Origin of the sequence: Streptomyces corchorusii (genome assembly GCF_001514055.1) — a bacterium.
Classification (GTDB): Bacteria; Actinomycetota; Actinomycetes; order Streptomycetales; family Streptomycetaceae; genus Streptomyces; species Streptomyces olivaceoviridis.
Genome location: NZ_KQ948358.1, coordinates 462,245 through 474,643, shown reverse-complemented (window position 1 = coordinate 474,643; position 12,399 = coordinate 462,245). Strand labels below are relative to the sequence as shown.

The window sequence follows — 12,399 nt, the reverse complement described above, 5'->3', positions numbered from 1 at the left end:
ATGGGACGTCCTGTGCGGGGAGGGCGGGGCCGCGCCCCCGAAGGGACGCGGCCCCGTGTCGACATGCGGCTCCGCCGCGCGGGCGCGGGCGACCACACACGGCGGGGGCCCGAGAACCACCGCCGGCCCCGGGCTCTACTCGGCCACGGGCAACGTCAGCGTCGCCACCGCGCCCCCGTCCACCGCGTTGGCGAAGGAGAGCCGCGCCCCCAGCACCTCCGCCTGCCCCACCGCGATGGTCAGCCCCAGCCCGTGCCCCGTGGCACCGCCCTCCGTACGGAACCGCTGCGGCCCGTGCGCGACGAGGTACCCCGGATACCCGCCTCCGTGGTCCCGCACGGTCACCACGGGCCCGTCCACGGTCAGCACCACCGGAGGCGCCCCGTGCTTGTGCGCGTTGGCCACCAGGTTCCCCAGCACCCGCTCCAGCCGCCGCCGGTCGGTCTCCACCCGCGCGTCCCGCAGGATCCGCACCTCCGTCTCCGTACCGGACGCCCGCACCACCCGCCCGGCCAGCGCGCCCAGCTCCTCCGCGTCGGCCTCCAGCCGCTCCCGCCCGGTGTCCAGCCGCGAGATCTCCAGCAGGTCCTCGGTCAGCGTGCGCAGCGCCGCCACCCGGTCCCGGACCAGCTCCGTCGGCCGCCCGGGAGGCAGCAGCTCCGCCGCCGCGTGCAGCCCCGTCAGCGGAGTGCGCAGCTCGTGCGCGACGTCCGCGGTGAACCGCTGCTCGCTCAGCAGCTTGCCCTGCAAGCTCGACGCCATCGAGTCCAGCGCCGCGGCCACCGTCGCCACCTCGTCCTGCGGGCGGGTCGGGTCCTTCGTCCGGGGGTCGTCCACCCGGGCGTCCAGGTCGCCCGCGCTGATCCGCCGGGCCACCCGCGCGGTGCCGTGCAGCCGCCGGGTCACCCGGGTCACCGCGAACACGCCGACCAGCACGGTCGCGCCGATCGCCAGCCCCGACGACCACAGGATCGACTGGTCGAGACCGGCGATGGTGCGGGACTGCTGCGAGTAGTCGACCTCCACGGCCAGCGCCCGGTGCCCGGCCGCCGGTCCCGCCGCCCACATGGTCGGGCGCCCCCGGTGCGAGGCGACCATCGTGCCGCGCTTCCCGGCCAGCGCCAGCGTCCGCAGCGATGCCGGCAGCCCCTTGGGGTCCACACCGGCGCCCGGCAGCAGCGTGTCCCCGGCCTCGTACGCCTCGGTCGCGTCCGCGAGCCGGGACAGCGCCAGGTCACGGGCCTGGCCGACGGTCTGGTCGGTCACCGAGACATGCACGAGCACGCCGAGCAGCGCGGCCAGCGCGCAGCACATCACCGTGATGAACGCGGCGGCCTTGACGGCGAGGGTCCCGGCCCACTGGGGGAGCGCGAGCCTCATCACGGGCTCTGCGCGGGGGAGGGCGACGGGGACGGCGTCTTGCTGTGCCTGCCGTCGCCGACGTGCAGGTACTCGTCGCGGGAGAACACCATCGCGCGCTGCCCCGGGTCCCACAGCCAGGTGGTGCGGTACTCGTAGCCGGAGATGTCGGCCGGCGAGCGTTCGATCAGCGCCCGGCCGGCCAGCTCCACCCCGACGATCGCGTCGTTGTCCGCCAGCACCTGCACCAGCCTGTGCCCCTCGACGGTGTAGACCCGCACGGCCGTCTGGTTGGTCGGGTACAGCCGGAAGCCGAGCGTCAGATCGGCCCGGCCGTCCCCGGTGAGGTCCCGGTAGTACGGCTTCAGCAGCGGGCACCGGGCCCGGTCCCCGCCCGGCCCGCACTCCTTCATCCGGTCCACGGTCCCGTGGTAGGCGCCCTTCGACCCGTAGTCGTCGGGGTGCGCCTTCAGCTCCGCCTCCACGACGTCCACCGGGTCGACCTCGCGGATGTCGTCACCGGGGACCGCGACGCCCCGCACGGTCGCCCGGGTCGCCACGTCGTACGGGTAGGCCGGGCTGGACGCCGGGCGCAGATCGGGCCAGAGCTTGGCGGGGCTGACCGCGGTGGGGGTCGGCCCGGCACCGCGCAGCCCGCCGGTGTCCCCGCAGGCCGCCGCGGTCCCCGAGAGCAGGGCGACGACGGCCACGGCGAGGGCGGAGCGCGCGGGACGGCGGCGGACTGGCATGGTCACATTCTGACGGAAGTGAGCTTTGTGCTGCTTCGGGGGTCGGGAGTGGGACAGGGGACCGGCTGGTCGTGCCCGGCGCCCGGCGGGGCTACTCGGCCAGCTCCTCCAGCAGCCGCACGGTCGTCAGACCCGCCCGCAGGTACTCCACGAACAGCTCGTTGTGCAGCGCCCAGGCCGAGCGCCGGGCCCGGATGAGCTGGATCGCCTGGTCGGCGGAGTCACCGCGCTGCGCCAGGGCGTGCGCGATCACCAGCCCCGAGCGGTTGTACCCGTGGTAACAGCGCACGAGCACCCGGCGGCCGTCGTCCAGCGCCTCGTTCGCCGCGCGCGCCAGCCGGATCACCCCGGCGAGCTGCGTCCCGTCCAGCGGACCGTCCGGGATCGGCCACACATGGTGCTCCACGCCCGGATCGGGGCCGTACCCCGGCAGCCGCAGCAAGGACTGCACCACGTCGAACTCGTCATGGACGACGGCGAACTCCAAGCGTCCGGACCGGCCCCGGAACTCGTGCCCGCCCATCCACAGGCCGGGCACGATCTCGCTCCACGGGCTGTCCGGAGCCGGTACGCCGGGCTGCTCTCCGCGGGTCCGCAACGGCGCCTCCCCAACTCCCCCTCACCGGGCCGCCCTCCACGGTAACCGGTCTTGCCCCGGGAGCACCCCGCCTGTTCCCATGGTCGAGGGGTGATGGCGCATGAGCGGACTGCGCGTGGTGCCGGCCTTCCGGCACGGCCGGGAGCGGCTGTACGTCTGCCGCGAGGACGGCAGCAATATCGCCTGGTACGACCGTGAGACAGGCCGGGTCAACCTGCTCGGCGAGGACAGCAGGGACGATGTGCTCCACGCCCTGAAGCCCTTCCTGACCGGTCCGGTGACCGTGGGCCCGCCCCCGGTCCCGACCCCCGCCGAACTCGCCCGGCTGACCCTGCACCCGGACGACGACCTGGCCCCCAACCGCCCCGGCGAGGCCCTGCTCGTCGCCCTCGACCGCGACCCCGGCCCCGCCCACCGGCTGCGCCCCGACCCGCGCCGGCGCGCCCTGACCGCCGAGCAGACCGTCGGCGAGGCCCTGGACGGCCTGGAGGGGGCCGGCTGGCACACCCTGCACTCCCTCCCCCTGCCCGGCGGCGACCGCATCCACCACCTGGCGATCGGCCCCGGCGGTCTGTACGCCGTCCACGCCCTGTACGCCCGCAAGAGCCGGGTCCTGGTCGCCGACCCCATGGTCACCCTGGGCCGCCGCGAGGCCGAGCCGCTGCTGCGCCGGCTGCGCGCCGACGCCGACCGCGCCTCCTACGCCCTGACCGCCGAGGTCCGCCCGCTGCTGGCCCTCGTCGGCCCGTCCGAGGTGACCGTGACGGCCCGGCCGCGCGGCCTGCGGATCATGACGGACACGGAACTGGCGGGCCTCGCCCGGCTGGGCGGGGTGCTCAAACCGGCGGACGTGGAGGCGCTGCACGGGATGGCCCGGGACCGGAGGACGTGGGGGAGGCTGTAGCGACGCTGGGTGGGGTGCCTGGCCGGGGTGCCTGGGCCGGGGGCGTGGCGGCGCCGGCCGTGGTGAGGGCGCGGCCCGCGTGGGCGGCGGATCATGGCGGGTGCGGCTCTGGCCGGGCTGGGCGGGGTGCCTGAGCCGGGAACGTGGAGGCGCTGCGCGGGCGGGATGGCCGGGATCTCCGGCGGAGGCGGCGGCCCGCAGGGGCCGGCGTGCCGTTACGGCAACGGGGCCGCCGACCGCCGGTCCAGCAAGGGCTCCATCAGGTCCCCGTGGTCCTGCAAGCGCGGCGCCATGTCCTCCGCGTGGATCTCCAGCTGCCCGGGGCTCCGGCAGTCGGCCACCTCCTCCCAGGTCACCGGCGCGGACACCAGAGGGAGGCGGCGGGCGCGCACGGTGTACGGGGTGGCCGTGGTCTTGCGCGCCGCGTTCTGGCTCCAGTCGACGAACACCTTCCCCGGCCGCAGGCTCTTCGTCATCCGGTGCACCACCAGCCGGGGCATCGCCCGCTCGGCCTCCACCGCCAGCGCCTTCGCGTAATCGGACGTCCCCTCGGAGGAACTCCCGCGCACCGCCGCCAGCAGATGCAGTCCCTTCGACCCCGCGGTCTTCGGGTACGCCACGATCCCGTCCGCCGCGAGCCGCTCCCGCAGCCACAGGGCGACCTCGCAGCAGTGCACGATCGTCGCGGGCGCGCCCGGATCGAGGTCGAAGACCAGCCGGTCCGCCTCCTGCGGGGACCGCACCAGCCACTGGTGGGTGTGGAACTCGGTGACGAGGTTCGCCGCCCAGACCAGGCTCGGTAGGTCCTGCACCACGACCATCCGGGCCGGGCTGTCCGCCGACGACCGCGGCACCTCGGCCGTGGTGACCCACTCGGGCGTACCCGGCGGCACGTTCTTCGTGAAGAAGAGCTGCCCTTCGGGCCCGTCCGGATAGCGCAGGAAGGACACCGCCCGGTCGCGCAGGTGCGGCAGCAGGGCCGTGGCGGTGGTCGCGTAGTAGTGCAGCAGCTCCCCTTTGGTGAAGCCGGTCTCCGGATACAGCACCTTCTCCAGGTTGCTGAGCGCGACCCGGCGCCCCTCCACCTCTGTGATAGGCGTCATAGGATGACAATCCCAGACGAACCGGAAAAATCGGCAAAGGGAAGGGTGCGGCACGTGCGATCGATATGGAACGGCGCCATCTCCTTCGGGCTCGTCAGCATCCCGATCAAGCTGGTGAACGCCACGGAGAGCCACGCCATCTCCTTCCGGCAGATCCACACCGAGGACAACGGCCGCATCCGGTACCGCAAGGTGTGCGAACTGGAGGACCGCGAGGTCAGCCAGGGCGAGATCGGCAAGGCGTACGAGGACGCCGACGGCTCGATCATCCCGATCACCGACGAGGACCTCTCCCACCTCCCGATCCCGACCGCCCGCACCATCGACATCGTCGCCTTCGTCCCGGCCGAGCGGATCGACCCGCTCCAGATGGGCGCGGCCTACTACCTGGCCGCCGGCGGAGCCCCCGCCGCCAAGCCGTACACCCTCCTGCGCGAGGCCCTCAAACGCAGCAACAAGGTCGCCATCGCCAAGTACGCCCTGCGCGGCCGGGAACGCCTCGGCATGCTCCGCGTGGTCGGCGACGCCATCGCGATGCACGGCCTGCTCTGGCCGGACGAGGTCCGGTCCCCGGAGGGCGTCGCCCCCGACACCGCCGTCACCATCCGCGACAAGGAACTCGACCTCGCCGACGCCCTGATGGACACCCTCGGCGAGGTCGACCTGGAGGACCTGCACGACGAGTACCGGGAGGCGCTGGAGGAGGTCATCGCCGCGAAGGCCTCCGGCGAGGCCCCGCCCGAGGCCCCGGAGCCCGCCGCCGGCGGCAAGGTGCTGGACCTGATGGCCGCGCTGGAGAACAGCGTCCGCGCGGCCCGCGAGTCCCGCGGCACCCCGCCCCCCGGTGAGGAGGCCGAGGTCAGACCCCTGCGCCAGGGCCGGGCCGAGCCGAAGGAGACGGAGGGCAAGAAGTCGACGTCGGCGAAGAAGACGGCCGCCGCGAAGAAGACGGCACCTGCCCGCAAGTCGACGGCCAAGACGGCGGAGGGGACGAAGAAGGCGACGAGCGCGAAGAGCACGACGTCCGCGAAGAGCACGGGGACCGGGAAGAGCACGGCGGCGAAGAAGACGACGACGAAGAAGACGGCGTCACGGAAGAGGACGGCGTGAGGAGTACGCGAGCCCGTGAGGGCTGATCACACCCATCCCCTGGGGCAACTCTGTCCGATTCGCGCTCTTTACACAGACCCCTCCCCCTGCCGAACCTGCCCTCAGGGTCTTGGTCGCGCAAAGGGGGGAGGCGCCTGCCCGGGCGCCGGCGACGATGGATGCTGCCTCGACGGCCACTCTGCTGGCCGCGTTCACCACCGCGTTGGTGGCACTCACGGGCTACTGGATCAACCAGCACGCCAAGCGCCGTGAGCAGAAGAGCCGTATGTACGCGGAGGCGCTCCAGGTCATTCACTCGTACGAAGACCTCCCCTACCTGATCAGATGCCGCCCCGCGTCAGACCCGGAAACCAGGGCGGCGCTGGCCCAGCAGATCAGCGACGTCTTCACGAAGATCAACCTGCACCAGAACCTTCTGCTCATGGATTCCCACGTGGTCGGCCAGGCGTACGCCGACTTGTTCCAGCAGACCCGCCGCCATGCCGGCCCCCACCGCCTTGAGGCATGGAACACGCCCCCTGTCGCGACCGACCCGGAAATGTCCGGGAGGGCGTATTTCCCCTACGACAACCAACCGGAACAGGAAATCTGCCTCTTGGCGATGAGGAGGGAACTGACCGCTTGGGGATGGCTGCTCCGCCCCCACACCCACAGGCGAATACGCAACCTGCGCCGCCAACGCACCCCATGGTCCGAGCCCGACTTCATGAGGGAGACCCGGGCCAGACTCCTGTCGCCTCGGGGCGGAGGGCTCAACGAGTAGACCGGGAACGCACAGCGCCGACTTGCCGCGCTTCCCGTGCGGGCTTACCGAGCGGGGAAGGTGAGCCGCAGAACGATCTCGCCATCGTCGATGTCCCCGGTGGGCTCGAACCCGAACTTCCGGTAGAAGGGCCACGGTTCACCGTCGCCGGGATCGTAGCTGGTCAGCAGTTCGGTGGCGCCGTCCGCACGCACCAGGGCGGCGATCTGCGTGAGAGTCTCCCGGCCGATCCCCCGTCGCTGGTGCCGTTTGTCGACGAGGAGGCGCCAGATGAAGTGCCGCCCTTCGTAAGGACCGGCCGGCGGCTTCCACGACAGCATCACGAAGCCGACCGGCTCGTCGCCGAGGTACACGGCGCGGTACCAGGGATTGGCCTCCGGATGCTGTGCCGCCTGCTTGAGCGACTTGGACACGGAGGCGACGAACTGCTTCTGATCACGTCGGACGCGGAGGGCACGCACGGCATCCCGGTTGTCGTCGGTGATCTCCCGCAGGTGCACACCTGGAGGCCTCATGCCACACTCCTTCCTTCATGCGGCGGCTGCCCCGGCCGGGCCGACGCGAGGAGCAGCGGCGTGCGCCAGTCAGTCGTGTGCACGCACCAGCGAGGACGTCAGGTCGGACGTGCTGGCAGCGTATGCGACGCCGCGAATCCGGAGCGGGACCGGCACGCCGAGCGGTGGCCGCTCCGGGACAACCGCTCCGACCTGGGCAGACGCAGATCACTGCGCCGTGAGGTCGCTCTAGTCGTCGAGCAAGGGGCTGTGGCGTTCGGTGAGTGGGCCGACGCCGAGGTCTTCACGCATGAGCTTGCGCATCTTGGCGGCTGCCTTGCCGCGTGCCTCCCAACGGGCGCGGTCCTCCGGACTGCCGGCGACGGTGCCGTCGACGTAGCCGTCATAGATGCTCCGTAGGCAGTGGAACACGCTGTTGGAGGCCTTGACGACGGGTTGAGGCGCGATGAGCCACATCCGCTCCGAAGCGATGGCTATGCCGGACTCCCGAAAGGCCGCGCGCAGCGCGAGCGCCCGCTCGCCGTCGGACGGGTGCTCTCGCTCGGCGAGGGCCCGCAGGCTCTCACCGAGGACCTTCACGGTGGTCGTGTACTGCGTGTAGACGTCGAGCCGCAACCGAAGGCCCTCTTTGGCATCCTCGCGCTTCCACCGATTCCGATCGGCGATGAGAGGAGCGACGATACCGATCGCGGCCCCGACCAGGGTGGAGAGCAGCGGCAACCAATCCATGCGGGCCAGCTTGGGCCATGCCGCAACGGCGGCACCAGGTGGGCGTCGAGGACGAACTTGTGCGCCGGGCCACCCCTCGTCAGGGCGGGGTGCCCTGTCAGTGCCGTCTCTTACGCTCCGCTCTTGAACAAGCAGTTCGAGTGGAGAGGGGACGCGGATGGGTGGCAACGCATGGACGCACACGGGCCCGTATCAGCGTGATCTGGCGGCCGCGTTCCGGCAGGAGCAGGAAGACGAGCTGGCGCGGGACAACCACGGCTTCGAGGGGCGGTCCGTCGAGGAACTGTGGCGCGACCCGGAGTGGCACGAGTACATCTTCACCGGCGGCACGGGCTCCGTGTTGGACTTCCCTTGCATGATCGAGGCCGCGGACACCGATGACGGTCCGTTCATGCGGCCGCTGACCGACGACGAGGTGCGAGCGTGGGCTCCACACGGCCGGCCCACCTACGAGGAGTGGGACGCCGCGCTCCACTCCGAGCAGTTGGACTTCCCGGGCCGCGCCCGGGGGAACTGCACAGTGCTCTACCGCGACGGTAGGCCCGAGGAGATCGCCTACTGGGGGGTCACCGCCGACTAGGGGAGTCGGTACCGCCTTGCGCTGTGGCCCCCCCACCTGTCCCGGGTCCGGGGCCACATCGTTGCGCGAGCTCACCTGGGAGAACTCCAAGATCCCGTTTACGCCTCGTCCACAGACCCGGACATACGGCCGCTCCGGACGGCTTTTGAAGCTGCCCCGGGCGCTGACCTGGGCAGAAACGCCGGATGGTGTCTCGTCGACTTCGGCGGCTTTCACCGTAATCCCCGCTGTGCCCCGCTCGATCTGGTGAGGTTGTGGTGCGAGTCTTGATCCGTCTGCGCCCGTCGATGCTAGCGGGCGTAGGCGTACAGCAGGACGACGACTACCACGACGCCCAGCCAGACCGGCATCCCGGTCTTGGTGAATCGGCCGCGGCGTCCCTGGGCTGCGGCCTTCGACGCTTCGCCATACCTCCCCCTACGGTCGTGACGCTCCTCTATGGCTCAGAGCGCGGTTGGCCGGAGCATGTAGGTAGAGCGCGAATCGGACACGGAGCATGGACGTCCCATGACGATTGAGCCTCGACGCGCGGGGACTGCCGACGAGCCTGGATCTGGGCGACATCGAGCCGCATCAGCCGATGCTCAGCACGCTTTCCAACCGTGTTGGTGGAGCGGTGGGGCATGTGCGGGGGCGTTCACTGCGTACATGGGCGGTTGGCCACCGGAAGCCAGGACGCGTTCGGGTCTCGTCTGAACGGCCGTGAACGGGGCTGGTGAGACGAACACCGAGGCGGTGTCACCGGCCGGACGTGCACCTCTCCCTAAGTGTCGCTCAGCCTGCTGGTGCCCCGCCCGCCAGCGTGGTGATGTCAGCGGTGTCTTTGGATGGTGGGGCCTCGACGGTCACCGGCTGGTTGACGTCGAGGAAGGTGATGGTCAAGTCGAGTTGCTTGCCCTCTGCGCCGCCCCGGGGGTCGTATGTTTTCCCCCGCATGCGGAACTGCTTGGTGTGGTCGTCGTCGTCGATCCACAGATCCATGGTGAGTGTGCCGTCGACGCGCAGCGCGATGAATTGATCAAGGCTCTCGATCTGCCGCTTCTGAGTCGTCTGATCAGCGGCGGCATCACGGGCAGCCCGCAAGCCGCTACCGGTGACCGTTCCCCTGTAGTGGGTGGTTCTGGTGGCGTCGATCGTTTCTGTCCCATTTTTATGCAGGTCCTTAGAGTCGGCCAGAAGCGTGGACTGTACGGCTGGGTTCCCTTCAAGCTGCTTGGGCAGTACGCCGTGAGAGTTGTTGTCCACCGCGCCACGGCCCCACATGGCTGGGTCGGCTCGGTACCAACTCTTGCCGTCCAACTTCTCGGAGGCGACCGCACTCCCGCCGACATACATCACCTCGTCGACGAACCGGATTTCCAGACGGCCGTTCTCGCCCTGGTCGGCCGTGGTCATCTGCATACTCATGGCCAGCGGTTCTGTGCTCATGGAGGCCTCAGCCTCCAAACGGCCCCTCCCCGGCACGGTCCCGGTGATCCGATAGTGGAGCGATGCGATGTCCTCCGAGTTCTTCGCCGCCTTCGCCACGGCCGCCGCAGGGGTCACTTTGGGCCGGCCTTGCTTCGCAGAATCACTCACGGAGCCTTCGCCACAGGCACCCGTTCCCCCAGCGAACAGTACGGCGGCGAAGGCCACGCTCGTCGCTCTGCGCGGTACGGAACCACGCGCTGAAATCCCCATAATTCCCCCGGAGCCAGGTGTCCAAGCCATGCCAAGACCGGGAGCGTATCCCAGGCGCGTCTGGTGATCCGATGGGTGCCGATGAGGCATGCTCAGGCTGCGGCACATACCTCAAGCCCACGGCATGATTCCGCGGCCCTACTGAGCGGTCGGACTCTCAGCTTGGGAGCTAAGCGCATCTGGAGCTTGCCCCGGAGCTGAACTGAGGCGGAGCGGTGTCGGTGCCCGGTGGGCGGTCGAGTGGGTCCCCGGTGTTCCCCCGCAGGATCTGGCATACATCTGGCACGTACGACCAGCCGGGCTGAGAGGCTGAGCCGGTGACTGACGATGAGGTTGTGGAGGCGTTGCGGATCGTAGCTCGGGCGGGGACTTTGCCACCGCCCGCAACACCAGGGGCTGTCGCCGCGGCGGAAGAAGTCATCGGGTTCCCGCTGCCCCCTCTCCTGCGGCGTCTGTACGTCGAAGTCGCCAACGGCGGATTCGGCCCGGACGAAGGAATCCTGGGAGTGAGCGGTGGGGCCGCGCAGGGCAACTTCGCGGACATCGCCGAGCTGTACCAGGACGGTCCGGATCCGTCCGGCCGTATCCCGGCCGGCCTGGTGCTGATCTACGACTGGGGCTGCACCATCTGGTCGCTCGTCGACTTCCGGGGTCCGGCGGGCGAGATGTGGTGCAGCCACGAAGGCGAGTGCTGGCCCCAGGGCGTGGACCTCGCAGAATGGCTGACCGGCACGCTGGCAGGAACCCTGGCGGTGGAAACACTGCTGGAGAGCCAACCCACTTCGTAGACCAGCCGCCTCACCGCCCTGAGCTGATACTTCTCCACCGTAGATGCCGAGTTTGAACCCACGACCTCTTCGTCCCGAAGCAACTTGGGCGGAGGCTCGACCTGCGGCGAGTGCGACGATAGCGAGGGGCAGGCATACTCGACTCCGATAAGGGTCACTACCTGCAGCGATGCTCCAAGATCCCGTTCACGCCTCGTCCACAGACCCCGACATACGCCCGCACAAACGCGAAGACCCCGACCTCAGCGTTTCCGCTGGTGACGGGGTCTTTGGGCACCTCATATTGGGTGCCCCCGGCAGGATTCGAACCTGCGCACACGGCTCCGGAGGCCGTTGCTCTATCCCCTGAGCTACGGGGGCGTGTCGGACGCTTGGCTCTCGCTTGCGGCGACGGGTAGAACATTAGCAGGTCCGGCGGGGTGATCAGGAACCCGTTTCCCCGGGTGGCGGTCGGCGGGTCCCCTGTACGGGGTGGAAGTGGGGAAAACCCGGACGCGGTGGCCGGTCCGGACCTACTCTCGACGTGTGCCAGGCGCTTCGGGTCGGGTGCTTGTTGTGGACGACAACAAGGTCATCCGGCAGCTGATCAGGGTCAACCTCGAACTGGAAGGGCTTGAGGTCGTGACCGCGGCCGATGGTGCCGAGTGTCTGGACGTGGTGCACGAGGTGCGGCCCGACGTCGTGACGCTCGACGTCGTCATGCCCCGGCTCGACGGGCTCCGCACCGCCGCCCGCCTCCGGGCCGATCCCCGTACGCACCACCTGCCCCTCGCCATCATCAGCGCGTGTTCGCAGTACGAGGTCGAGACCGGCCTCGACGTCGGCGTGGACGCCTTCCTCGCCAAGCCCTTCGAGCCGGCTGAGCTGGTACGGCTCGTGAAGCAACTCATGGAGCGGCGGATCGGGCCTGGAGGGCATCAGGGCCTTGTGGGGTTTGGGGGGCCCGGGAGGCCTGGGGCGCCTGGGGGATCTGGGGGCCCCGGGGGAGATCGCAGTGGTGGTGGTCCCGGTGCGGGCAACCCCGGTGACGGCAGTTCCGGTGCGGAGACGTCCGGTGCGGGAAGTCCCGGTGGTGGAGAGCAGGGTGGGGGTGGTGAGGGAGAGGTCGATCGTGAGGGGGGCTCTCCTGCTCATGGAGCCGTTTCCGCTTCCGACGTCCCCTCGGCTCATCTAGCCGTTTCCACTCCCCACGCCCCCTCTGCTCCCGACACCCCCTCCACTCACCGAGCACCCTCCGCTCAGGACGCCACCTCCTCTCACGGAGCCCCCTCCGCTCAGGACGCCACCTGCACTCACGGAGCCCCCTGCGCTCAGGACGCCACCTCCACTCATGGAGCCCCCTCCGCTCACGACGCCACCCACGCTCACGGAGTCGCTCCCGCTCAAGGAGCTACCCCTACTCACGCAGTCCCCCCTCGTCCCGCGCTCTCCGAGGATTCCGGGAGCGGCGCGGATCCAGCGCTGCTCGACGGTCTCGGCTCCCGGGACGGCGGTCTCTCCGACGGTGTGCCGGGTGGGATG

Annotated in this window: 12 protein-coding genes, 1 tRNA gene and 1 pseudogene; 6 read left to right on the top strand and 8 right to left on the bottom strand. The window is 70.4% G+C overall.

From position 1 onward, the window contains the following. Nucleotides 1–135: 135 nt before the first annotated feature. The 3 genes from AQJ11_RS23185 to AQJ11_RS23175 form a co-directional block, all read right to left on the bottom strand. On the bottom strand, nucleotides 136–1,380 hold the full coding sequence (locus AQJ11_RS23185; RefSeq protein WP_059264217.1) for a sensor histidine kinase: 1,245 nt from the start codon (nucleotides 1,378–1,380) through the stop codon (nucleotides 136–138). Then, nucleotides 1,380–2,108 (bottom strand): hypothetical protein, encoded by a 729-nt coding sequence (locus AQJ11_RS23180; RefSeq protein WP_059264216.1) that lies wholly within the window; start codon nucleotides 2,106–2,108, stop codon nucleotides 1,380–1,382. Before AQJ11_RS23180 ends, AQJ11_RS23185 begins: the two co-directional genes overlap by 1 nt. 91 nt (nucleotides 2,109–2,199) lie before the next feature. Next, entirely contained in the window at nucleotides 2,200–2,706 is a 507-nt protein-coding gene (locus tag AQJ11_RS23175) for a protein-tyrosine phosphatase family protein (protein WP_041665496.1), read from the bottom strand. Between the two features lie 100 nt (nucleotides 2,707–2,806). On the opposite strand from AQJ11_RS23175, the gene AQJ11_RS23170 reads away from it, so the two are divergent. Continuing rightward, complete coding sequence (locus AQJ11_RS23170) at nucleotides 2,807–3,610, top strand: nuclease-related domain-containing protein (protein ID WP_014674976.1); 804 nt, start codon at nucleotides 2,807–2,809, stop codon at nucleotides 3,608–3,610. 215 nt (nucleotides 3,611–3,825) lie between these two features. Here the strand turns inward: AQJ11_RS23170 and ligD are convergent, their stop codons facing one another. After that, complete coding sequence (gene ligD / locus AQJ11_RS23165; protein ID WP_059264215.1) at nucleotides 3,826–4,713, bottom strand: non-homologous end-joining DNA ligase; 888 nt, start codon at nucleotides 4,711–4,713, stop codon at nucleotides 3,826–3,828. A gap of 54 nt (nucleotides 4,714–4,767) precedes the next feature. On the opposite strand from ligD, the gene ku reads away from it, so the two are divergent. Next, on the top strand, nucleotides 4,768–5,823 hold the full coding sequence (gene ku / locus AQJ11_RS23160) for a non-homologous end joining protein Ku (protein ID WP_014674978.1): 1,056 nt from the start codon (nucleotides 4,768–4,770) through the stop codon (nucleotides 5,821–5,823). Between the two features lie 154 nt (nucleotides 5,824–5,977). Continuing rightward, nucleotides 5,978–6,586, top strand: a complete 609-nt coding sequence (locus AQJ11_RS23155) for a hypothetical protein (protein WP_041665498.1) — start codon at nucleotides 5,978–5,980, stop codon at nucleotides 6,584–6,586. Between the two features lie 44 nt (nucleotides 6,587–6,630). On the opposite strand, the gene AQJ11_RS23150 is transcribed toward AQJ11_RS23155, so the two are convergent. Continuing rightward, nucleotides 6,631–7,101 carry a GNAT family N-acetyltransferase gene (locus AQJ11_RS23150; protein WP_244218322.1) on the bottom strand — a complete coding sequence of 157 codons (471 nt, stop codon included), beginning with the start codon at nucleotides 7,099–7,101 and terminating at the stop codon, nucleotides 6,631–6,633. 228 nt (nucleotides 7,102–7,329) lie between these two features. Next, nucleotides 7,330–7,830, bottom strand: coding sequence for a hypothetical protein (locus tag AQJ11_RS23145; RefSeq protein WP_244218321.1), 501 nt, complete (start codon nucleotides 7,828–7,830; stop codon nucleotides 7,330–7,332). Between the two features lie 157 nt (nucleotides 7,831–7,987). Between AQJ11_RS23145 and AQJ11_RS23140 the strand changes: the two genes are divergently transcribed. Then, nucleotides 7,988–8,410 carry a hypothetical protein gene (locus AQJ11_RS23140; RefSeq protein WP_059264214.1) on the top strand — a complete coding sequence of 141 codons (423 nt, stop codon included), beginning with the start codon at nucleotides 7,988–7,990 and terminating at the stop codon, nucleotides 8,408–8,410. Between the two features lie 774 nt (nucleotides 8,411–9,184). Here AQJ11_RS23140 and AQJ11_RS23135 read toward each other — a convergent pair. After that, entirely contained in the window at nucleotides 9,185–10,090 is a 906-nt protein-coding gene (locus AQJ11_RS23135) for an SCO4651 family lipoprotein (protein WP_482256567.1), read from the bottom strand. A 317-nt stretch (nucleotides 10,091–10,407) separates the two neighbouring features. Here AQJ11_RS23135 and AQJ11_RS52430 point away from each other — a divergent pair, with 317 nt between their 5' ends. Continuing rightward, complete coding sequence (locus AQJ11_RS52430; RefSeq protein WP_341846290.1) at nucleotides 10,408–10,878, top strand: SMI1/KNR4 family protein; 471 nt, start codon at nucleotides 10,408–10,410, stop codon at nucleotides 10,876–10,878. Between the two features lie 288 nt (nucleotides 10,879–11,166). Here the strand turns inward: AQJ11_RS52430 and AQJ11_RS23125 are convergent. Beyond that, nucleotides 11,167–11,238, bottom strand: a tRNA-Arg gene (locus AQJ11_RS23125). Between the two features lie 117 nt (nucleotides 11,239–11,355). Here AQJ11_RS23125 and AQJ11_RS46220 point away from each other — a divergent pair. Then, a pseudogene (locus AQJ11_RS46220) lies at nucleotides 11,356–11,889 on the top strand (response regulator); the annotation flags it as partial. Nucleotides 11,890–12,399: the final 510 nt, after the last annotated feature.

What these genes read in the sequence shown, in the direction of transcription:
- AQJ11_RS23155 (WP_041665498.1), top strand. Translation starts at nt 5,978, where the DNA reads ATGGATGCTGCCTCGACGGCCACTCTGCTGGCCGCGTTCACCACCGCG.
- AQJ11_RS23170 (WP_014674976.1), top strand. Translation starts at nt 2,807, where the DNA reads ATGAGCGGACTGCGCGTGGTGCCGGCCTTCCGGCACGGCCGGGAGCGG.
- AQJ11_RS23135 (WP_482256567.1), bottom strand. Translation starts at nt 10,090, where the DNA reads ATGGGGATTTCAGCGCGTGGTTCCGTACCGCGCAGAGCGACGAGCGTG.
- AQJ11_RS23145 (WP_244218321.1), bottom strand. Translation starts at nt 7,830, where the DNA reads ATGGATTGGTTGCCGCTGCTCTCCACCCTGGTCGGGGCCGCGATCGGT.
- ligD (WP_059264215.1), bottom strand. Translation starts at nt 4,713, where the DNA reads ATGACGCCTATCACAGAGGTGGAGGGGCGCCGGGTCGCGCTCAGCAAC.
- AQJ11_RS23140 (WP_059264214.1), top strand. Translation starts at nt 7,988, where the DNA reads ATGGGTGGCAACGCATGGACGCACACGGGCCCGTATCAGCGTGATCTG.
- AQJ11_RS23185 (WP_059264217.1), bottom strand. Translation starts at nt 1,380, where the DNA reads ATGAGGCTCGCGCTCCCCCAGTGGGCCGGGACCCTCGCCGTCAAGGCC.
- AQJ11_RS23180 (WP_059264216.1), bottom strand. Translation starts at nt 2,108, where the DNA reads ATGCCAGTCCGCCGCCGTCCCGCGCGCTCCGCCCTCGCCGTGGCCGTC.
- AQJ11_RS23150 (WP_244218322.1), bottom strand. Translation starts at nt 7,101, where the DNA reads ATGAGGCCTCCAGGTGTGCACCTGCGGGAGATCACCGACGACAACCGG.